The 19,797-nt window shown below is 41.3% G+C and carries 19 protein-coding genes; 16 read left to right on the plus strand and 3 right to left on the minus strand.

Annotated features, from left to right (window positions below; genetic code table 11):
- Together I6F66_RS04060 and I6F66_RS04065 are read right to left on the minus strand one after the other, a co-directional pair.
- Complete coding sequence (locus tag I6F66_RS04060; protein ID WP_024590208.1) at positions 1-447, minus strand: hypothetical protein; 447 nt, start codon at positions 445-447, stop codon at positions 1-3.
- A 6-nt stretch (positions 448-453) separates the two neighbouring features.
- Positions 454-792: a hypothetical protein gene (locus I6F66_RS04065; protein ID WP_010554292.1), complete on the minus strand. Its 339-nt coding sequence runs from the start codon at positions 790-792 to the stop codon at positions 454-456.
- 496 nt (positions 793-1,288) lie between these two features.
- Here I6F66_RS04065 and mraZ point away from each other — a divergent pair, with 496 nt between their 5' ends.
- The 16 genes from mraZ (at position 1,289) to lpxC (ending at position 19,029) form a co-directional block, all read left to right on the plus strand.
- Positions 1,289-1,747 (plus strand): division/cell wall cluster transcriptional repressor MraZ, encoded by a 459-nt coding sequence (mraZ, locus tag I6F66_RS04070; RefSeq protein ID WP_007582904.1) that lies wholly within the window; start codon positions 1,289-1,291, stop codon positions 1,745-1,747.
- A gap of 28 nt (positions 1,748-1,775) precedes the next feature.
- Complete coding sequence (gene rsmH / locus I6F66_RS04075) at positions 1,776-2,714, plus strand: 16S rRNA (cytosine(1402)-N(4))-methyltransferase RsmH (RefSeq protein ID WP_008167099.1); 939 nt, start codon at positions 1,776-1,778, stop codon at positions 2,712-2,714.
- Entirely contained in the window at positions 2,711-3,037 is a 327-nt protein-coding gene (gene ftsL / locus I6F66_RS04080; RefSeq protein ID WP_007582915.1) for a cell division protein FtsL, read from the plus strand. Before rsmH ends, ftsL begins: the two co-directional genes overlap by 4 nt.
- Positions 3,034-4,851 carry a penicillin-binding transpeptidase domain-containing protein gene (locus I6F66_RS04085; protein WP_197208804.1) on the plus strand — a complete coding sequence of 606 codons (1,818 nt, stop codon included), beginning with the start codon at positions 3,034-3,036 and terminating at the stop codon, positions 4,849-4,851. The genes ftsL and I6F66_RS04085 overlap by 4 nt, the downstream gene beginning before the upstream one ends.
- A complete protein-coding gene (gene murE, locus I6F66_RS04090) occupies positions 4,844-6,322 on the plus strand; it encodes a UDP-N-acetylmuramoyl-L-alanyl-D-glutamate--2,6-diaminopimelate ligase (protein ID WP_197208805.1) in 1,479 nt (492 codons plus the stop codon). Before I6F66_RS04085 ends, murE begins: the two co-directional genes overlap by 8 nt.
- Positions 6,319-7,707: a UDP-N-acetylmuramoyl-tripeptide--D-alanyl-D-alanine ligase gene (murF, locus tag I6F66_RS04095; protein WP_197208806.1), complete on the plus strand. Its 1,389-nt coding sequence runs from the start codon at positions 6,319-6,321 to the stop codon at positions 7,705-7,707. The genes murE and murF overlap by 4 nt, the downstream gene beginning before the upstream one ends.
- On the plus strand, positions 7,701-8,783 hold the full coding sequence (gene mraY, locus I6F66_RS04100; RefSeq protein WP_007582922.1) for a phospho-N-acetylmuramoyl-pentapeptide-transferase: 1,083 nt from the start codon (positions 7,701-7,703) through the stop codon (positions 8,781-8,783). The genes murF and mraY overlap by 7 nt, the downstream gene beginning before the upstream one ends.
- Positions 8,784-10,118 carry a UDP-N-acetylmuramoyl-L-alanine--D-glutamate ligase gene (gene murD, locus I6F66_RS04105; RefSeq protein ID WP_197159600.1) on the plus strand — a complete coding sequence of 445 codons (1,335 nt, stop codon included), beginning with the start codon at positions 8,784-8,786 and terminating at the stop codon, positions 10,116-10,118.
- A complete protein-coding gene (ftsW, locus tag I6F66_RS04110) occupies positions 10,115-11,290 on the plus strand; it encodes a cell division protein FtsW (protein ID WP_007582927.1) in 1,176 nt (391 codons plus the stop codon). The genes murD and ftsW overlap by 4 nt, the downstream gene beginning before the upstream one ends.
- The gene (gene murG / locus I6F66_RS04115; protein ID WP_197118614.1) at positions 11,287-12,363 is read left to right on the plus strand and encodes an undecaprenyldiphospho-muramoylpentapeptide beta-N-acetylglucosaminyltransferase; all 1,077 of its coding nucleotides are present in this window, start codon (positions 11,287-11,289) and stop codon (positions 12,361-12,363) included. Before ftsW ends, murG begins: the two co-directional genes overlap by 4 nt.
- The gene (gene murC, locus I6F66_RS04120; RefSeq protein ID WP_002957994.1) at positions 12,364-13,815 is read left to right on the plus strand and encodes a UDP-N-acetylmuramate--L-alanine ligase; all 1,452 of its coding nucleotides are present in this window, start codon (positions 12,364-12,366) and stop codon (positions 13,813-13,815) included.
- Entirely contained in the window at positions 13,812-14,732 is a 921-nt protein-coding gene (locus I6F66_RS04125; protein ID WP_024592944.1) for a D-alanine--D-alanine ligase, read from the plus strand. The genes murC and I6F66_RS04125 overlap by 4 nt, the downstream gene beginning before the upstream one ends.
- Position 14,733: 1 nt before the next feature.
- A complete protein-coding gene (locus I6F66_RS04130; protein WP_007582934.1) occupies positions 14,734-15,513 on the plus strand; it encodes a cell division protein FtsQ/DivIB in 780 nt (259 codons plus the stop codon).
- Positions 15,510-16,742: a cell division protein FtsA gene (gene ftsA / locus I6F66_RS04135; RefSeq protein WP_197118615.1), complete on the plus strand. Its 1,233-nt coding sequence runs from the start codon at positions 15,510-15,512 to the stop codon at positions 16,740-16,742. Before I6F66_RS04130 ends, ftsA begins: the two co-directional genes overlap by 4 nt.
- Before the next feature lie 21 nt (positions 16,743-16,763).
- Complete coding sequence (gene ftsZ, locus I6F66_RS04140; protein WP_007582938.1) at positions 16,764-18,011, plus strand: cell division protein FtsZ; 1,248 nt, start codon at positions 16,764-16,766, stop codon at positions 18,009-18,011.
- 106 nt (positions 18,012-18,117) lie between these two features.
- Positions 18,118-19,029 carry a UDP-3-O-acyl-N-acetylglucosamine deacetylase gene (gene lpxC / locus I6F66_RS04145; protein WP_007582940.1) on the plus strand — a complete coding sequence of 304 codons (912 nt, stop codon included), beginning with the start codon at positions 18,118-18,120 and terminating at the stop codon, positions 19,027-19,029.
- Between the two features lie 92 nt (positions 19,030-19,121).
- On the opposite strand, the gene yjjG is transcribed toward lpxC, so the two are convergent.
- Entirely contained in the window at positions 19,122-19,796 is a 675-nt protein-coding gene (gene yjjG / locus I6F66_RS04150) for a pyrimidine 5'-nucleotidase (RefSeq protein ID WP_010554302.1), read from the minus strand.
- Between the last annotated feature and the right edge of the window lies 1 nt (position 19,797).

Raw genomic sequence — 19,797 nt, forward strand, 5'->3', positions numbered from 1 at the left:
TTATAAGTTAAACAGTTGTTTTAAGCTTTTAAGTGTTTTACTAAAGCCAATTTTATTGCTTAGGTAAACCGTATTTTTCCAAAGCCATGCTAAACAAGCAACTTGCAGCAAAGTAGCTGTTGCAATACTTAGCCATACTGACCCAAAAAGATCGTATACACCGTATCCAACAGCACCTAGAAATCCTGCCCACAACAAAACCAAACCACTTGCAAAACAGCCTAAAAATATAGTGATCAATGCAAGCGATCTAAGCGATAACCGCCATTCAGCTTTAGCAAGCTGATGGGTGATCTTTCCTTGAGTTTGGTAATCATCCTTGAGCTGCTTAGAGTACTCTAAAAGCTTTGCAATATGATCTTGCCAATCGTCCTTTTGGCTCTGCTGCTCAGTTGTTTGGTTTTGCGCTTCACCATCCTTGGCTGCGCTTGTTTGTGGGTTATTCATCACTGATTACTTACGACGAAATAGTGATGTAATCAGCATACCCGCAGCAAAAGCAATACCCGCGGTTGCTAATGGATTTTCAGAAGCAAATGCACGGGTTTTAGCTGTACATTCACTTAACTTTTCGCGTGCAATAAGTTGTTTTTCGCTTAGTGCTTCTGCTGAACTCGAAGCGCCTTTACGAACACTGCTTTCAGCTGTTGCTGCTTTGCTAGAAAGTGCATCTACCGCATCGTGCGCTGCTGATGTTGCTTTCTCTGTAAGAGGTGATTCAGTATTTGTTAGTTTAACGTCAGGCTTAACATCTGAAGTTGTGTTTGGTTTCGTATTTGTTGCAGTAGCCATAATCAATCCTTAATAAGTTAAAAATTTAAATAGTGATTTAGATGATGCAATGATTAAACCAAAACTGTTATTTATTTTAAGTTGTTGAGTTTATTGGTTTTTATTGTTTGTATGTAACTTTTCATATTTGGTAATTTAAAGTAAACAGTAACTATTACTACACGGTTAGGTAAATTTTACAAAGGGAGTAAAAATGCTTAAAAAGTTGTAAATATTCATTGGTTATTCAGTAAGCAAAGCGTGTAAACAGAAAGTTATAAAAAACAGAATAGATATTTTTTTCATCACAATCCCACTTTTTCCCACGTAATTCAAACGCTTCGCTTGAGCCCTTATTTTTTCTAGCTTTGGGACTTACTAAAGCTGGTCAGCTTACTTGACAAAATGGCTTGTCAAGCCCTAAACTGGAGCACTGTGGTAAAAAGTGGTTTTTAGTGGATCACACTGGATAAAAATAAACAAAAGTTGAATAAAACAATTTTAAAGTAGGTTTTTTATGTTTCGTGGCGCGAGTTCACTGAGTTTGGATGATAAGGGGCGTTTTGCGGTACCGACTAAGTACCGAGAATCTCTATTGTCTGAAGATCAGGGAACGGTTATTTGTACCGTCGCATTAAATGAGCCGTGTTTATGGTTGTATCCGCTGGCTGAGTGGCTAGAAATAGAAAGCCGTTTAGCTAAAATCTCCAATATGAACCCACGAGCCCGTCGAATGCAGCGTATGTTGCTCGGGAATGCTACTGAATATCAACTTGATAAAAATGGTCGAATTTTGCTTGCGCCGTCACTGAGGGCTCATGCATCACTTGGCAAAAAAATCATGCTAGTTGGTTTGATGAATAAATTTGAAATTTGGGATGAGGCGCGTTGGCACGAGCAAATGCAGCAAGATACTGAGCTTGAAAGGCTTGGCGATTTTGAACCTAACCAAGATTTAGATAATTTTACACTCTAACAGCACAAAAAAAGGCAAATAATAGCTAATGACAGCGCAATTTGAACACGTATCCGTATTAATGGACGAAACCATCGATGCCCTCGCAATTAAGCCAGACGGTATATACATGGATGGTACGTTTGGACGTGGCGGCCACTCTGGACAAATTTTAGCACGCCTAGGTGATGAAGGTCGCCTGCAAGCAATTGACCAAGATCCACAAGCGATACAATCAGCCGAAAAATTTGCTGATGATCCACGTTTTGCGATTGCACATACTCGTTTTTCAAATTTATACGAAGTAGCAGAGCAGAACGATCTCATTGGTAAAGTGGATGGCATTTTATTAGACATTGGTGTCTCGTCGCCACAACTGGATGACGCTGCGCGTGGTTTTAGTTTTATGAAAGATGGGCCACTTGATATGCGTATGGACCCAACAACAGGTCGCAGTGCTGCACAGTGGTTAGCAGAAGCCGAGTTAGATGATATTACCCACGTAATTAAAAAACTGGGCGAAGAAAAGTTTGGTAAACGCATTGCACACAAAGTACTCGAAGTTCGTGAGCACACGCCAATCACAACAACCAAGCAACTTGCTGACCTTGTTGATGAAGCAGTACCTGTAAAAGATAAGTTTAAGCACCCTGCAACACGTACTTTTCAGGCGATTCGTATTTATATCAATAGCGAGCTTGAAGAGATTCAAACAGCGCTACAGTCTGCAGTTAAAGTGCTAAAGCCAGGCGGACGTTTAGTGGTGATTTCGTTTCACTCACTAGAAGATCGTATTGTAAAACAGTTTATTAGAAAACAGAGTAGGGGAGAAGTGTTACCCAGGGGTCTGCCTTTAACTGATGCACAAATAAATAAAAACCTTACGTTAAAAGCAGTGGGTAAGGCTATTAAGCCAAGTACTGTTGAAGTAGAACGTAATCCACGTTCTCGTAGTTCTGTACTTAGGATTGCACAGAGGTTGGGATGAGTAAAAAAGCGAGCTATCGTCAACCTAATTTATTCTTTGAAATATTAAAAGGCCTAGGTGCTAACAAGCTAACCTCGGCCTTGTTGGTTGTGATATTCGCTTCTAGTTTAGCTGTTGTGCAAACAACACATTTAGCTCGTGGGCAACTTATAAAGCAAGATCAATTATTACAAGAACGTGATGAACTCGATTTAGAGTGGCGCTACTTACTTGTTGAAGAAGAATTTTATTCGCAACATGCACGCATTGAAGAAGTTGCTATATCACAATTAAAAATGAAACGACCTACGAGTCAAGATGAGCAGGTAATAATAGTACAATGAGAAATAGAGGCAAAAAACCAGTCACTAATTTAATCACATGGCGCTTTATGCTGGTGTGTACAGTTGTGTTTATGGTGTTTGTAACACTCGTATCTCGCGCTGCTTATTTACAAGTGATAGAACCTGATAAAGCACGTTCAGAAAGTGATAAACGCACGGTGCGTGTTGAAAAACTGCATGTGCAACGCGGAATGATTTTTGACCGTAATGGTAAAGAACTAGCGGTAAGTGTGCCGGTTGTGAGCGTATATGCAGACCCTAAAGCATTGCATAAGTCGCTTGTCACTAAAGTAATCAAACAAGCACGTAAAAGCGGCGAAGATCACTTATCTTTAACTGAAAACACTGCTGAACTTGATAAGCGTACTGCTCTTTATTATAAAAACGATTTACGCTGGCGCGAGCTTGCCGATGTGCTGCGTATTGATCCTAAAAAGATTAACTCTCGACTTTTAAACGATCCTTCGCGTCGCTTTGTGTATTTAAAACGCCAAGTTACTCCTGCTGTAGCAAATTATATTGGTGATTTACGCCTCCCTGGTATCCATTTACTAGATGAATCTAAACGCTACTACCCTGCAGGTGAAGTTACCGCGCATGTTATTGGTTTTACCAATATCGATGGCAAAGGCATTGAAGGCATTGAAAAGCTATACGAAAACGCTTTAACGGGCGAGGAAGGCCGCCGTACCATTCGTAAAGACGCACAAGGGCGTGAGGTAGAAGTACTTGACGAACGTGAACGTGTAGAGCCAGAAAGTATAGAGCTAAGCATTGATCAACGAATTCAAGCCATTGCGTACAAGGCCGTAAAATCAGCTGTACTGACTTATAAAGCCACATCGGGCTCAGCTATGGTAGTTGATGTTAAAACCGGTGAAGTACTGGCAATGGTAAATAGCCCTTCATTTAATCCAAATAACTTAAGCGATGCTGCACCTCATAAGCGTCGTAACCGCGCAATTACAGATTTGTTTGAACCAGGCTCAACTGTTAAGCCTCTAGCCATTTTGGCTGGGCTAGACTACGGCGCCATTCAGGCAGATGACACGATTGATACCTACCCAGGTTGGATGCGTTTAGGTGGTAGTTTAGTTAGAGATACTCGTAATCACGGCGAACTAACACTGCGCGAAATACTAAAGTACTCCTCAAACATGGGAGTTGCGAAGGTTACTCAGTTAGTGCCTAAAGATTACCTTGTTGGCTTATACCAAAAAGTAGGATTTGGCAGTGATACTGGTACTGGAATGGTAGGTGAAAGCAGCGGTTTGTTTTATCCAAATCGTCGTTGGTCTGACTTTGAAATTGCCACTTTATCATTTGGTTATGCAATTTCGGTAAGTACTGCGCAAATGGCGCGCTTTTATACCATGTTAGGCGCTGGTGGAGTTAACCGACCACTGACTATTTTAAAGCAAGACAATATACCTGAAGGCGAACGTATTTTTAAACAAAAAGACGTAGAAGCCGTAGTCCACATGATGGAAAGTGTATTTGAAAAAGACGGTACTGCTCGCAACATAAAAGTTGATGGGTATCGTGCAGCTGGTAAAACAGGTACATCTAAAAAAGCCGTAGCAGGTGGTTATGGTGATGAATATGTAGGTTATTTTGCAGGTGTAGCGCCGGCAAGTAATCCTCGTTTAGCCGTGGTAGTTATGATTAATGAACCAGGTGGTGATGTGTACTATGGAGGTGCCACCGCTGGCCCTGCATTTGCAGAAATCATCTCTAACGCATTAAGAATATTAAACGTAGCGCCTGACAAGGAAGAGGTTGCGTACGTACAAGGTAAAGATAACGATGCGTGATTTAAAGGATATTTTAAAATACATCGAAATAGATGCGCCCTCGCAACTGGTAAAACATTTACGCCTTGATAGCCGTGAAGTAACGCCAGGTGATGTATTTGTTGCTATTAAAGGCCATGCACTTGATGGCGGTCAATTTATTAATAAAGCAATTGAAAATGGCGCAACAGCTATTATTGCTGACAGATTATGTGAATTTGAAACAAGTTTTGAGCCACTATATTTAGTTTCGGAGCTTGATAAAAAGCTTCCAGAATTAGCAAGTCGCTTTTATAGCCAGCCAAGTCAGGCTCTTGATTTAATTGGTGTGACAGGTACAAACGGTAAATCGACAACCACAGCAATGATTGCCCACTTAGCGCAATTTTGCAGTACAGAGTCGGCCATTATAGGCACTTTAGGTTATGGTCATCCTGATAACTTAATTCCACTGATTAATACCACGCCTTCTGCGGTTGATTTACAGCATATTTTGAGCGATTTAAATTCGCAGCATAAAAAGCTGGTAGCCATGGAAGTGTCATCTCATGGATTAGTGCAGCAGCGTGTTGCTAAATGCGCGTTTAAAGCGGCTGTGTTTACTAATCTTTCGCGCGATCACTTAGATTACCATGGTGATATGGCAAGTTACGGTGATGCGAAACTAATGCTTTTCCGTGATTTTGAGCCGCAAGTTGTAGTGCTTAATCAAGATGATTCTCAAGCTGAGCAATGGCTTGAAAAGTATGATTTTAATAACCTAATCTGTTATGGCCGCAAAAACTTAGCCCCTAAGAATGCTCAGTACGTTTATTTTTCTGATGTTGAATATTCAAGTGAAGGTATTTCGGCGCAGTTATCGACTAGTTGGGGTGTTATGTCGATTAAATCGCCTCTGTTTGGCGAATTTAATTTATATAACTTAACGGCCGCGATCGCTACATTACTAGGGCTTGGTTATCCGCTTGAGCAATTAGTTTCAGGTTGTGCGCAGTTACAGCCAGTAGCTGGGCGAATGCAAGCATTTAGCCAAGCAGGCATGCCGACGTGTGTTGTTGATTACGCACATACACCCGATGCACTTGCACTTGCATTACAAGCATTACAGCTGCATGTGCCAGGTGGTGTAAGTTGTGTATTTGGTTGCGGTGGTGACAGAGACAAAGGAAAGCGCGTATTAATGGCGCAAGCTGCAGAGCAAAATGCGAATAAAGTGATTATTACCAGTGATAACCCTCGCTCAGAAAACCCTGATGACATTATTGCAGATGTAGCTGGCGGTTTAACCCATCCTCAAAATGCACATTTAGAGGCTGATAGAGCAACTGCAATTCGTTTTGCTATAGAAAACGCTACAGCTGATGAGGTTATTTTGATTGCAGGTAAAGGCCATGAAGATTATCAAATTATAGGCGATAAGCGAATCGACTTTTGCGATCGCCGATATGTACAAGAACAACTAAAAAAAGCAGTAAGAGGGATAACACAATGATCCCAATGGATTTTGATTGGTTAGCTAATGTGCTAACAACCGATTATCAAGGTGATAATCAACACGTGCTTAATATAAATACTGATACTCGTACAGTGTGCGATGGCGAAGTGTTTTTAGCACTGAAAGGGCCAAATTTTGATGGGCATAAATTTATAACTGAGGCTAAACAAAAAGGTGCTATTGGCGTTATTGTTCAGCACAAAGTTGATGTAGATATTCCACAATTTATAGTAAGCGATACACGTATTGCACTAGGTGTAATTGGTACTGCTGTTATTGCGCAAGTGGCGCCTAAAACAATTGCTATTACAGGCAGTGTGGGTAAAACCACGGTAAAAGAAATGTGCGCCGCTATTTTGTCGGTCCACGGTGATGTATTAGCTACTAAAGGTAATTTTAATAATGATATTGGCGTCCCACTTACGTTATTGCGCTTAGAGCCTCAACATCGTTTTGCGGTTATTGAACTGGGTGCAAATCACTTAGGTGAAATTGCCTACACCACTGCAATGACAAAACCAGATGTAGCCGTTGTATGTAATGTTGCAGCAGCCCACTTAGAAGGTTTTGGTAGTTTAATGGGCGTCGCAAAAGCTAAAGGTGAGATTTTTGATGGCCTTAAAGATAACGGCGTTGCGATTGTTAACTGTGATAGTGAATTTAGCCAATATTGGTTAGATAAGCTTGAAGGGCGAAGTGTTAAACGTTTTTCTACAACTGAAAAACTAGATATTTGGGCAGAGAACATCACGCTTGATGCCAATGCGCGTGCAAGCTTTACGCTTTGCACTAAAAACAAGCAAGTACCTGTTACTTTGGCACTTCCGGGTAAGCACAATATTAGTAATGCACTTATCGCTGCTGCACTGACCAGTGAATTTGATGTAACTCTTGAAGAAATAGCCAACGCACTTGCCACAATGGGTGATGTAAAAGGGCGCGTTAATTTAATTGAAGTGTCTGATTTACTGACCGTGGTTGATGATACCTATAATGCCAATGTTAAGTCGGTAAAGGCTGCAATCGACTTGTTAAGTGATATGCAAGGTCACCGCATTTTAGCACTGGGAGACATGGGCGAACTAGGTGAAGACGCACGTAAGTACCATCAAGAAGTGGGCGAGTATGCACTTGAGCAAGGGATTGATGAGTTATTTACATTAGGTGTATTAAGTAAATACGCAAGTGATGTGTTTGAGCTACCTAATCGCCATTTTTCGAGCCGTGAACAGATGCAGCAAAAAATTCAAGACAGTATTAATAAAGTGAATACAAAAACAACAATAGTAGTGAAAGGATCGCGCAGTTCTCGCATGGAATTATTAGTAACCGATTTAGTAAATGGCCAGCAACAAGCCATCAATGGAGTATCAAAATGTTAGTTTGGCTGGCAGAGTATTTAACACAGTATTTTAGTGGTTTTCATGTTTTTTCGTATTTAACGCTACGTGCCATTTTAGGTATTTTAACTGCGCTAATTATGTCTCTTTATTTAGGACCTAAGTTAATTCGTGGTTTGCAACGTATGCAAATAGGCCAAACAGTTCGAGACGATGGTCCGCAATCGCATTTGTCTAAGTCGGGTACGCCGACTATGGGCGGCTTACTTATTTTAGCGGCCATTTTTACCAGCACGCTACTTTGGGCCGATTTATCAAATAAATACGTATGGGCAACACTGTTTGTAATTGGCTCTTTAGGTATTGTTGGCTTTGTTGATGATTACCGTAAAGTTATCCGTAAAGATCCAAAAGGCTTAATTGCTAAGTGGAAGTACTTTTGGCAGTCAGTCATTGCATTAGTTGTAGCTACTGCTTTGTATTTTACCAGTGCACAAGCATCTGAAACATCACTTGTTGTTCCATTTTTTAAAGACGTGTTACCGCAATTAGGTTTGTTTTATATCGTGCTTACGTATTTTGCCATAGTAGGTACATCAAACGCGGTAAACCTGACCGATGGTTTAGATGGCTTGGCGATTGTGCCAATTATTTTAGTGGCTTCAGCACTGGCAATTATTGCTTACTTAACAGGTAATATTAACTTTTCGGCTTACTTACATATTCCACATTTACCGCTGGCGAGTGAGCTTGTGGTTGTATGTACTGCCATTGTGGGCGCAGGGCTTGGCTTTTTATGGTTTAACACTTACCCAGCACAAGTATTTATGGGCGATGTTGGCTCATTAGCACTTGGTGGCGCATTAGGTATTATTGCTGTTTTAGTACGCCAAGAGTTACTGCTTATTATTATGGGCGGTGTATTTGTAATGGAAGCACTATCGGTAATATTACAAGTGGGGTCGTATAAATTACGCGGACAACGCATTTTTAGAATGGCGCCGATTCATCATCATTATGAATTAAAAGGTTGGCCAGAGCCTCGCGTTATTGTGCGCTTTTGGATTATTTCTGTTGTGCTAGTGCTTGCTGGCTTAGCTACTTTAAAGATTCGATAAATGCAGTATTTAAACGAGATAAAAAACAAACAAATAACAGTGCTCGGACTCGGTGTAACCGGTCTGGGCATTGTGCGTTTTCTATTATCTCATGGCCTCACACCAAAGGTCATTGATAGCCGAGTAACCCCGCCGGGGATTGATTGGTTAAAAGAGCACGCGCCAACTCTAGATACCCACTTTGGTAATTTGGATGACGCAGAGCTTTGTTCAAGCGATATGATTATTATAAGCCCTGGGCTTAGCTTAAAAATACCAGCTGTTGCAAATGCAATTAACGCAGGTGTTGAAGTGATTGGCGACGTTGAGTTATTTGCACGTATTAATTCAAAACCGGTTGTTGCAGTAACGGGCTCTAATGGTAAATCAACCGTGGTTACGCTCGCTTATGAAGTATTAAAACAAGCCGGCTATAAAGTTGCTTTGGGTGGAAATATTGGCACAGCGGTGCTTGATTTGCTCAGTGATGATTTTGACGTGTATGTACTTGAGTTATCTAGTTTTCAGCTAGATACCACAACGAGTTTAAAACCTGTGAGTGCAACGGTATTAAATGTGTCTGAAGATCACCTTGATCGCTACGACAGTTACCAAGCTTATATAGACTCAAAGCTAAGTATTTATGACGGTGCAGAGCTTATTATTGTCAACGCAGACGATATGCAAACACATCCAGTTGAGCGCGGTTCTACCCCCCTAATCAGCTTTGGTGCTCAACAAGGTGATTACCATTTAGCGCAACATAATGGCGAAACTCACTTTACGGTTAAAGGCGATGCCTTTTTACCTGTTGATACGCTTGCGGTAGTGGGTAAGCACAATTATTTAAATACGCTTGCAGTAATGGCGCTCTTAAGTCCGTTTGAAGTAAGCAAAGAGCAATATAAAAATGCATTAGGTCAATTTAATGGGTTGGCTCATCGCTGCCAATTTGTAGCTGAGCTTAACGGTGTAAAGTATTTTAACGATTCAAAGGCAACTAATGTTGGAGCGACCATTGCTGCAATAGATAGTTTAGCTAGTGGCGGTGAAAATCTGATTGTTATTGCTGGTGGCGATGCCAAAGGCGCTGATTTAAATGCGCTTAAACCTTACATAGAACAGCATGTAAAAGCATTAATTTGTTTTGGTAAAGATGCAAGTGACTTAGCTGCGATTACCAATAAGAGTTATTTAACTAACAATATGGAAGAAGCCGTTACTTTGGCCAAAGTACTTAGTAGTACAGGCAATATTGTTTTATTAGCACCCGCATGTGCCAGTATTGATATGTATAACAACTATATGCAACGCGGTGATGACTTTGTTCAGTGTGTAATGGCAGGGGCGTTATGATTGCTTTTGCCGATATAAGAGACGCATTAACACCTAAGCCTTCGGCGCAGTTATACGATGTACCGCTATTGTACTGCGTAATAATGCTCATTGGTGTTGGTTTTATCATGGTGACCAGCGCATCAATGCCTACCGCAGAGCGGTTATTTGATGACCCGTACCATATTACCATTCGCCACAGCATGTTTTTGGCAATGGCTTTTGTGCTTTTTTGGATAAGTGTTTGTGTGCCAATGGAGTGGTGGAAACGATCAAACCCTTATCTATTAATACTAGGTATGGTGCTATTAATAGCGGTATTGATTATTGGGCGTGAAGTAAACGGCGCTAAACGATGGATACCTATTGGACCTGTTGGTTTTCAGGTGGCTGAGGCCGCTAAGTTGTACTTTTTTAGTTATATTGCGGGTTATTTGGTAAGAAAACGCGAAGAAGTACAAGAAAATATTAAAGGCTTTGCAAAGCCAATTGCTGTATTTGCAGTGTATGCACTGCTTATTCTGCTGCAGCCAGATTTAGGCACAGTGGTTGTTATGTTTGTAACAACGGTTGGTTTATTGTTTTTAGCTGGTGCTAAGTTATGGCAGTTTTTTGTACTTATTTTAACGGGCGTTGGTCTGGTTGTATTACTTATTATTGTTGAACCATATCGTATGGCGCGTGTTGTAGGCTTTTTAGACCCTTGGGATGATCCTTTTGGAAAGGGTTATCAGTTGGTGCAATCGCTAATGGCATATAGCCAGGGGGGTTGGTTTGGCCAAGGCTTAGGTAACAGTGTACAAAAGCTACAATATTTACCTGAAGCACATAACGATTTTATTTTTGCCGTTATAGGTGAAGAACTTGGCTTAATAGGCGTTGTAAGTATTTTAACTGTATTAGCTACTTTAGTATTTAGAGCCTTATTAATAGGCCAACAAGCCCTTAAGTGCGGCAAGGAATACGAAGGCTACTTTTCATTTGCCATTGGTATTTGGTTTGCATTTCAAACCATGGTGAATGTAGGTGCGAGCGCGGGTATTTTACCGACGAAGGGTTTAACCCTGCCGTTTATTTCTTATGGCGGCTCAAGCTTATTAATTATGACGATTGCCACGGGTATTTTATTACGCGTAGATTTTGAAACCAAAATGGCAACCAAACAAGCCACCTCACGCGGAGGTAAGCGATGAGTAAAAAATTAGTAGTAGTGGCTGGTGGAACTGGCGGACACATTTTTCCCGGTATTGCAGTAGCCGATTATTTAAAACAGCAGGGCTGGCAAGTTAGCTGGATCGGCACACCAGATCGAATGGAAGCGAGCGTTGTACCTAAGCACAATATAGATATTGATTTTATTAACGTTAAAGGTGTTCGTGGTAACGGATTAAAGCGTCTTATTAAAGCCCCATTCATGGTAATTAATGCAGTATTGCAGGCGCGTAAGGTATTGAAAGAACAGCGTCCTGATGTAGTACTTGCAATGGGCGGTTATGTTACGGGGCCAACGGGAATTGCCGCAAAAAGTTTAGGTATCCCGCTGGTTATTCACGAGCAAAACGCTGTAGCGGGTATGAGCAATAAACTGCTAGCTAAGGTGGCTACACGAGTATTAGCTGCATTTCCAAGTGCTTTTGCACAGGGTCAAGCCGAGCTAGTAGGTAACCCAGTTCGCCAAAGCGTTATGAATATAGTCAAACGCGATGTATCAAGCCCTATTAATATTTTAGTAGTGGGCGGCTCGCTTGGTGCACAAGTGCTTAATCAAACATTACCAGAAGCATTTAAAGCACTAAATAATACAGCTCCAATAAGTGTATGGCATCAAACAGGTAAGGGTCATTTAACTACCGTAGAAGCCGCTTATAAAATGCATGCTTTTACAGGCAGTAATGCAAAAATAGCTGAATTTATTGATGATATGGACGCAGCGTATAGCTGGGCCGACATTGTTGTTTGCCGTGCTGGTGCGTTAACTGTTAGCGAAATTGCAGCGGCAGGTAAAATGGCCGTTTTTGTTCCGTTTCCCCATGCTGTGGACGACCATCAAACAGCGAACGCACAATATTTAGTGATGGCTAATGGCGCATTATTAATGCCACAAGGGCAGTTTAATAAACAATCAATTGTTGAACTATTAAGCCCGTATTTAGCCCAACCTTCATTAATTACTGAAATGGCTACAAATGCAAAAAAACAAGCCATTTTAGATGCCACAGCAAGCGTAGCAACGCACTGTGAGCAAGTAACAAATAAGAGAAAATAAGTGAAAGAAACGTCAGTACAAGAAAAACACACACGTCCTGCAATGCGCCGAATAGAAACCATTCACTTTATTGGTATTGGTGGAGCAGGTATGGGCGGTATTGCTGAAGTACTCGCTTTTGAAGGCTACCGTATTACAGGTTCTGACATTGCCCATAGCGCTATGACAGATCGTTTAATTAAAGCCGGTGCAGAAGTATTTATTGGCCATCATGAAAATAACGTGAAAGATGCCAATGTAGTCGTTGTTTCAAGTGCGATTGATGAAACAAATCCTGAAATTATTGCAGCTAAAGCCGCAAGAGTCCCCGTTGTGCGCCGCGCAGAAATGTTGGCTGAATTAATGCGTTTTCGCCACGGTATAGCAATTGCGGGGACGCATGGTAAAACAACGACAACAAGCTTAATTGCGAGTATTTATGGACAAGCAGGGCTTGATCCAACCTTTATTATTGGTGGCTTGTTAAATAGCGCAGGTAGTAACGCAAAAGTAGGCAAAAGTGATTTTTTAATTGCAGAAGCTGATGAAAGCGATGCGTCGTTTTTACACTTACAGCCAATGGTATCGGTGATCACAAATATTGAAGAAGATCACATGGATACTTATGGCGGCAGTCTTGAAAAAATGAAAGACACGTATGTAGATTTCATTCATAACTTGCCGTTTTATGGTTTAGCTGTTGTATGTATTGATTCTGAAGTTGCTGCTGAACTTATCCCGCGCTTTGGTCGCCCAGTTATCACGTATGGTGAATCGAAGGATGCTGATTACCGCATGAGCGACTTTAGCCAATCAGCTAATACATGCACATTTACAGTAACTAACAAACAAGGTGAGTGTTTAACTGCCACGTTGAATATGCCAGGTAGACACAACGCACTTAATGCAACCGCTGCGATTGCTGTGGCAAAAGATCAAAACATTGCGAATCATGCAATTTTAGAAGCGCTGCAGAAGTTTGAAGGTATTGGTCGTCGTTTTCAACACTATGGTGAATTTGAAAACGAGCGTGGCAATGTGATGTTAGTTGATGATTACGGGCATCATCCCTCAGAAGTTGCAGCAACAATTGCAGCAGTACGTGAAGGTTGGCCTGATAAGCGTTTAGTAATGGTATATCAACCTCATAGATTTTCTCGTACACGCGACTTATACGAAGATTTTGTAAAAGTACTTGCTGATGTAGATCAGTTGCTATTGCTTGATGTGTATAGCGCTGGTGAAGATCCAATTGTTGGTGCAGATAGCAAAAGCTTATGCCGTAGCCTTCGTCAACGTGGCAAAGAGCCGCTACATGTAGCAACAAATGCAGAGCTTGCAGGCGTTTTGGCCGCAAATTTACAAAATAATGATTTAGTATTAACCCAAGGCGCTGGTAATATAGGTCAGTTAGTTAAAACATTAGCTGCGACGGGTATGTCGATAGAAAAACTTAAGCAAGGTGAAGTATGACTCAGGTAAACACACAATTTGGTAAAGTAGCGGTACTGCTAGGTGGTAACTCAGCAGAACGTGAAGTGTCTTTACGATCGGGTCAGGCTGTTTTAAATGCGCTGCAAAATAGTGGCATTGATGCAATTGCATTTGACCCGCAAAGTCGTTCTTTGTGGGAGTTAAAAGAATTAAATGTAGAGCGCGTTTTTATTGCTTTGCATGGTCGTGGTGGCGAAGACGGAACTGTACAAGGTGCGCTTGAGTTTATGAACCTGCCTTACACGGGCAGTAATGTACTGGGTTCAGCACTTGCTATGGATAAAGTACGTTGTAAGCACTTATTTAAATCAGCGGGTTTAAGCACTGCACCTTATACCGTAGTTGACGCTAAAAAAGGCTTTGATGCTGCAGCTATTATGGGTGAGTTTAAAAAGGTAATGGTTAAGCCATCGCACGAAGGCTCAAGCATAGGTATGGCGCAAGCAAGTACAGCACAAGAACTTGAAGACGCACTAGCTAATGCATTTAAGTTTGATAATCAAGTGCTTGTAGAGCAGTGGATCACGGGACGTGAATTCACAGTTACAGTGCTTGGCGATGAAGTACAACCAGTCATCGAGATGACGACACCAAATGGTTTTTACGATTACCAAGCTAAGTATCAATCAAATACAACGCAGTATCATTGCCCTGCAGATTTATCAGAGCAAGATACTAAGTACTTACAAGCTATATCGCTAGATGCATTTGATTTAGTGGGCGCAAGTGGTTGGGGCCGTGTTGATGCGATGCAAGACGAGCAAGGTAACTTTTACCTGCTTGAAGTAAATACAGTACCTGGCATGACTGAAAAGTCGTTAGTGCCAATGGCAGCAAAAGCGAATGGGGCAACTTTTGAACAATTAGTTGTTCGCATTTTAGAGCAAACGCTTTAATATGCATCCCCTTTTAGAAAAAGCTCAGGAAATCAAACTGAAACTTAATTGGTCTCTGATTTTTGGTGTGAGCTTTTTTCTGATAGTTGTAATTGGCTTAGTGCAAATTACGACAGGTGTATCGGATTGGTTAGTTGAAAACAAAGATGCTCAAATTAAGCACCTTACAGTGCAAGGGCAGCCTAAATACACAGATGAAACGGCAATTATAAAAGCGATTAAAAAAGCCGATTTAAGTAGTTTTTTTGAACTTGATGTTAAGCATGTGCAGCAGCTAGTTCAAGACTTACCCTGGGTTGCTACCGCTTCGGTGCGTAAACAATGGCCTGATACTATACAAGTATATGTTGTTGAACATGAAGTAGTAGCACATTGGAATAGCGACTTATTGCTCAACCAAAGTGGTCAAGCATTTCAAGCCAGCAGCGATAAGTTAGATGATGACTTACCGCAGTTATACGGCCCAGAAGGCAGCGAAGAAGAAGCGTGGATTGCTTTTAAGCAATTTGATGAAATGCTAAAAGTTAACGGCTTAACGTTAACAAGTTTGGCATTGTCGGAGCGCTTTTCGTGGCAACTATGGTTAGATAACGGAATACGTTTAAATTTAGGACGTAAAGATAAAGCCAAGCGTGTACAACGTTTTATAGACGTTTATCCACGAATGGAACAACGTGCAGATGCACAAGTAGATACAATAGATTTACGGTATGATACCGGCCTTGCAGTCAGCTTTAAGCCAGTGCAAGAAGAACAATTACAAAATAAGAGTAAGGCATGACTAAGTCAGCAGAAAGAAACCTAGTAATAGGGTTAGACGTTGGCACCTCGAAAGTGGTTGCCACGGTAGGTGAAATCACCGCAGATAACAAGCTCAGCATTGTTGGTGTGGGCAGCCAAGTATCTCATGGTATGGATAAAGGCGGCGTTAACGATTTAAACTTAGTGTCTGAGTCTATTCGCCGAGCAATAGACGAAGCCGAGTTAATGGCTGATTGTCGTATTAGCTCTGTGTATTTGGGTATTTCTGGCAAGCATATACAATGTCAAAACGAAAGTGGCGTGGTGGCAATTAATAACACTGAAGTCACTGAAGAAGACATTGAAAATGTAATTCATATTGCGCGTTCTGTGCCTATTTCGGCAGAGCGTAAAATGCTGCATGCATTGCCGCAAGAATACAGTATCGACATGCAAGAGGGCATTAAAAACCCATTGGGCATGAGTGGTGTTCGTATGGAAGCGCGTGCACACATTATTACGTGCTCAAACGATATGGCAAAAAATATCGAGAAATGCGTAGAGCGCTGTGGTCTTGAAGTTGATCAGCTTATCTTTACTGCGTTGGCATCATGTTATTCAGTGCTTACGCCAGATGAAAAAGAGCTTGGTGTTGCAGTACTTGATATTGGCGGCGGTACTATGGATATCACCATTTATATTAATGGTGCGCTTCGTCACTCTGCCGTTATACCTGTGGCTGGTAACCAAGTTACTGGTGATATTGCAAAAATATTTCGTACACCTATATCACATGCAGAGTCACTCAAAGTACAATACGCATGTGCTAGTAGTCAAATGGCTAGTAGTGAAGACACGATTGAAGTACCTAGTGTAGGCGGACGACCAGCAAGACTGATGTCGCGCCATACATTATCTGAGGTGGTAGAGCCTCGTTTTAGAGAATTATTTGAGCTTGCGATGGAAGAAATTCGTCGTTCAGGCTTAGAAGACCAAATTGCGGCAGGTCTCGTTATAACAGGCGGAACTGCTAAAATGACTGGCGCGATGGAAGTGGCAGAAGACATCTTCCAAATGCCAGTAAGGATAGGCAAACCAATCGGGATGGTTGGTTTGACAGACTACGTAGATGATCCTTCGTACGCAACCGCTGTTGGTTTGTTACAATACGGGCGTACCATGCAATCGATGAATGCACAAAAGTCGAAAGCAGAGGATAACAATAATTGGTGGAACCGCATTACTAAATGGTTCCAAGGCGAGTTTTAAGACTCAAGTCGGAGAGTAAACATGTTTGATATAATGGAACAACACAGCGAAGAAGCTGTAATAAAAGTAATCGGCGTGGGCGGTGGTGGCGGTAACGCTGTTGAGCACATGGTTAAACAACAAATAGAAGGCGTGCGTTTTATAGCCGCTAATACGGATGCGCAAGCATTACGTAACTCTGCTGCCGATATTACAGTTCAGCTAGGCACGCAAATAACCTCTGGGTTGGGTGCGGGCGCAAACCCTGAAGTAGGCCGTAAGTCGGCTGAAGAAGATGCAGATACAATTCGTGCCAGCCTTGAAGGCGCCGATATGGTATTTATTGCAGCCGGTATGGGCGGCGGTACAGGTACTGGTGCAGCACCGGTAGTTGCTAAAATTGCTAAAGAACTCGGTATTTTAACCGTTGCAGTTGTAACACGTCCTTTTGATTTTGAAGGTAAAAAACGTGCAGCAGCCGCTGAACAAGGCATTAACGAATTGTCAGAAATTGTAGATTCACTTATTACAATTCCGAACAATAAATTGCTTAAAGTTTTAGGAAAAGGGACTACACTTCTAGATGCCTTCGCTAAAGCTAATGACGTATTATTTGGTGCGGTACAAGGTATAGCAGAGCTAATTACACGTTCTGGTTTAATTAACGTGGATTTCGCCGATGTTAGAACTGTAATGTCTGCAATGGGTACTGCAATGATGGGAACAGCGTCTGCGTCAGGCCCTGATCGTGCACAAGAAGCAGCAGAAGCGGCTATCTCAAGCCCACTACTAGAAGACGTTGATTTAACAGGTGCTAAAGGTATCTTAGTTAATATCACCGCAGGTATGGACATTGCGATTGAAGAATTTGAAATTGTTGGTAATCACGTTAAAGCACTTGCGTCAGAAAACGCAACGGTTGTTGTTGGTGCGGTAATCGACCCAGAAATGACTGATGAGCTACGTGTAACGGTTGTTGCAACTGGCTTAGGCGGCGATCGTCGTCCACAGTTTGGTATCGTTGATAACGGCTTTAAAAAAGCATCAGGTTCTGATGTTGCAAGCACATCAAACCAAACGAGCAGTATGTACGTACCAAGCTTTGCAAGCCAAGATACAAACACTGAAGAAAACACTGCTAAAGCGCAAACGCAAAGCAAAGAAAAAGCGCCTACAACTAGTTCAAGCAGTGCATCAAGCTCTTCAGCACAAAACAGTAAAAAAGCGGATAAATCAGAAGGTGGTGATTATTTTGATATCCCCGCTTTTTTACGTAAGCAGGCTGATTAACATTTAATAATACTTTTGTTTGAAATATGTACAAATATTGAAAGGCAAAAGGATTTATGTTAAAATACGCCATATAACTGTAACTGATTTAAAAGTGAGCATACCTATGATTAAACAGCGTACGATTGCAGAAGTAGTCAAAGCCATAGGAATTGGACTTCATAAAGGTGAGAAGGTCACAATAACTCTCCGACCTGCGAGCGCAAATACTGGGATTGTATTTCGTCGTGTCGACCTTGATCCGGTTGTTGATTTTGAAACAACACCTGAAGCCGTTGGTGATACGCAGTTGTGTACCTGTTTAATTAACAAAGATGGTGTTCGCTTATCGACTACTGAGCATCTTATTGCAGCTGTTGCTGCAATGGGAATTGATAATCTAATTGTAGAATTAGATAGCTCAGAAGTGCCGATTATGGATGGTAGTGCATTACCATTCATATATCTGTTACAAAAAGGCGGAATTGAAGAGCAAAACGTTGCTAAACGCTTTATCCGTATTAAAGAAAAAGTACGCATTGAAGAAGGTGATAAGTGGGCTGAAGTTGAACCATATGATGGTTTTCATATCGACTTTGAGATTGCATTTAACCACCCAGCTATCAATGAAAGTCGCCAACGTATTGGGTTGGATATAACAACGCAAAGCTTTATTGAAGAAATTAGCCGTGCGCGTACTTTTGGATTTATGAAAGATATTGAATACATGCATGCAAACAACCTAGCGCTAGGTGGTAGCATGGATAGTGCTGTGGTACTTGATGAGTTCAAAGTTTTAAATCCTAACGGTTTGCGTTATAGCGACGAGTTTGTTAAGCACAAGATATTAGACTGTGTTGGTGACATGTTTATGACAGGCCATAACCTTTTAGGTAAAGTAACTGCATTTAAATCGGGTCATGATTTAAATAATAAATTACTTCGTAAAATTATGGCTACAGAGTCAGCATGGGAGTGGGCAACATTTGAAACGCCTGTGACGATGCCTGCACCCGGTCTTGAGTTAGCTCCAGCCTAAAAGCAGTAAAAGAGCAGCTCGAAAAACAGTTATAAAAAATGACGCTAATTAGCGTCATTTTTTTGCGTGAAATTTAATAGCTCTATACTTTATTATAACTCCAAAAGAGCTTGTAACTGATTTAAACTAGCTACGGTATAGGTTGGCTTTATTCCGTCGGCTAATTGCTCACCAGGGTGTTGTAACCAGCAAGTATCAATACCTGCATTGTTGCCGCCAAGTATGTCACTTGCAGCAGTATCACCCACCATAAGTATCTCGCTTTTATCTGGGTTACCCATTAGCTCAAATGTGTGCTCGAAAATCGCTTTATTCGGTTTTGCTATACCTACAAGTTCAGATATAACTAACCATTCAAACATATCTTTTAAGCCAGTATGCTCAAGGCGTACGGTTTGTAAGCGGGCAAATCCGTTAGTAATAATACCTAATCTAGCATTTGGCTTAAGTTTATTTAAAAGCTCAATAGCACCAGGTAATGGCTCGCAAATTTGCGCCATAGAATCTAAAAAAGCATCGTTTAGCTCTTTTGCTGGCACATTAAGTTTTGAAGCCCACTCATTAAAGCGTGTTACTTGTAAGTAATCTGCGCTAATAGTGCCATTTTGATAATCAACCCACAGCTGCTTATTGGTTTTTTGATAATGAATATAATCGTCTTGGCTAAAATCTACGTTGTAAGCTTTAAACATGCGAGTCATGCCCGCTAAAATATCAAACCTAAATAAGGTTTCGTCTGCATCAAACAATACATAGTTGTACTTCATT

It is taken from the genome of Pseudoalteromonas sp. NZS100_1 (assembly GCF_015864285.1).
GTDB classification, from domain to species: domain Bacteria; phylum Pseudomonadota; class Gammaproteobacteria; order Enterobacterales; family Alteromonadaceae; genus Pseudoalteromonas; species Pseudoalteromonas arctica.

Excerpts from the sequence above, each read along its gene's own strand:
- I6F66_RS04060 (WP_024590208.1), bottom strand. The coding sequence starts at position 447 with ATGAATAACCCACAAACAAGCGCAGCCAAGGATGGTGAAGCGCAAAAC.
- I6F66_RS04065 (WP_010554292.1), bottom strand. The coding sequence starts at position 792 with ATGGCTACTGCAACAAATACGAAACCAAACACAACTTCAGATGTTAAG.
- mraZ (WP_007582904.1), top strand. The coding sequence starts at position 1,289 with ATGTTTCGTGGCGCGAGTTCACTGAGTTTGGATGATAAGGGGCGTTTT.
- rsmH (WP_008167099.1), top strand. The coding sequence starts at position 1,776 with ATGACAGCGCAATTTGAACACGTATCCGTATTAATGGACGAAACCATC.
- ftsL (WP_007582915.1), top strand. The coding sequence starts at position 2,711 with ATGAGTAAAAAAGCGAGCTATCGTCAACCTAATTTATTCTTTGAAATA.
- I6F66_RS04085 (WP_197208804.1), top strand. The coding sequence starts at position 3,034 with ATGAGAAATAGAGGCAAAAAACCAGTCACTAATTTAATCACATGGCGC.
- murE (WP_197208805.1), top strand. The coding sequence starts at position 4,844 with ATGCGTGATTTAAAGGATATTTTAAAATACATCGAAATAGATGCGCCC.
- murF (WP_197208806.1), top strand. The coding sequence starts at position 6,319 with ATGATCCCAATGGATTTTGATTGGTTAGCTAATGTGCTAACAACCGAT.
- mraY (WP_007582922.1), top strand. The coding sequence starts at position 7,701 with ATGTTAGTTTGGCTGGCAGAGTATTTAACACAGTATTTTAGTGGTTTT.
- murD (WP_197159600.1), top strand. The coding sequence starts at position 8,784 with ATGCAGTATTTAAACGAGATAAAAAACAAACAAATAACAGTGCTCGGA.
- ftsW (WP_007582927.1), top strand. The coding sequence starts at position 10,115 with ATGATTGCTTTTGCCGATATAAGAGACGCATTAACACCTAAGCCTTCG.
- murG (WP_197118614.1), top strand. The coding sequence starts at position 11,287 with ATGAGTAAAAAATTAGTAGTAGTGGCTGGTGGAACTGGCGGACACATT.
- I6F66_RS04125 (WP_024592944.1), top strand. The coding sequence starts at position 13,812 with ATGACTCAGGTAAACACACAATTTGGTAAAGTAGCGGTACTGCTAGGT.
- I6F66_RS04130 (WP_007582934.1), top strand. The coding sequence starts at position 14,734 with ATGCATCCCCTTTTAGAAAAAGCTCAGGAAATCAAACTGAAACTTAAT.
- ftsA (WP_197118615.1), top strand. The coding sequence starts at position 15,510 with ATGACTAAGTCAGCAGAAAGAAACCTAGTAATAGGGTTAGACGTTGGC.
- ftsZ (WP_007582938.1), top strand. The coding sequence starts at position 16,764 with ATGTTTGATATAATGGAACAACACAGCGAAGAAGCTGTAATAAAAGTA.
- lpxC (WP_007582940.1), top strand. The coding sequence starts at position 18,118 with ATGATTAAACAGCGTACGATTGCAGAAGTAGTCAAAGCCATAGGAATT.
- yjjG (WP_010554302.1), bottom strand. The coding sequence starts at position 19,796 with ATGAAGTACAACTATGTATTGTTTGATGCAGACGAAACCTTATTTAGG.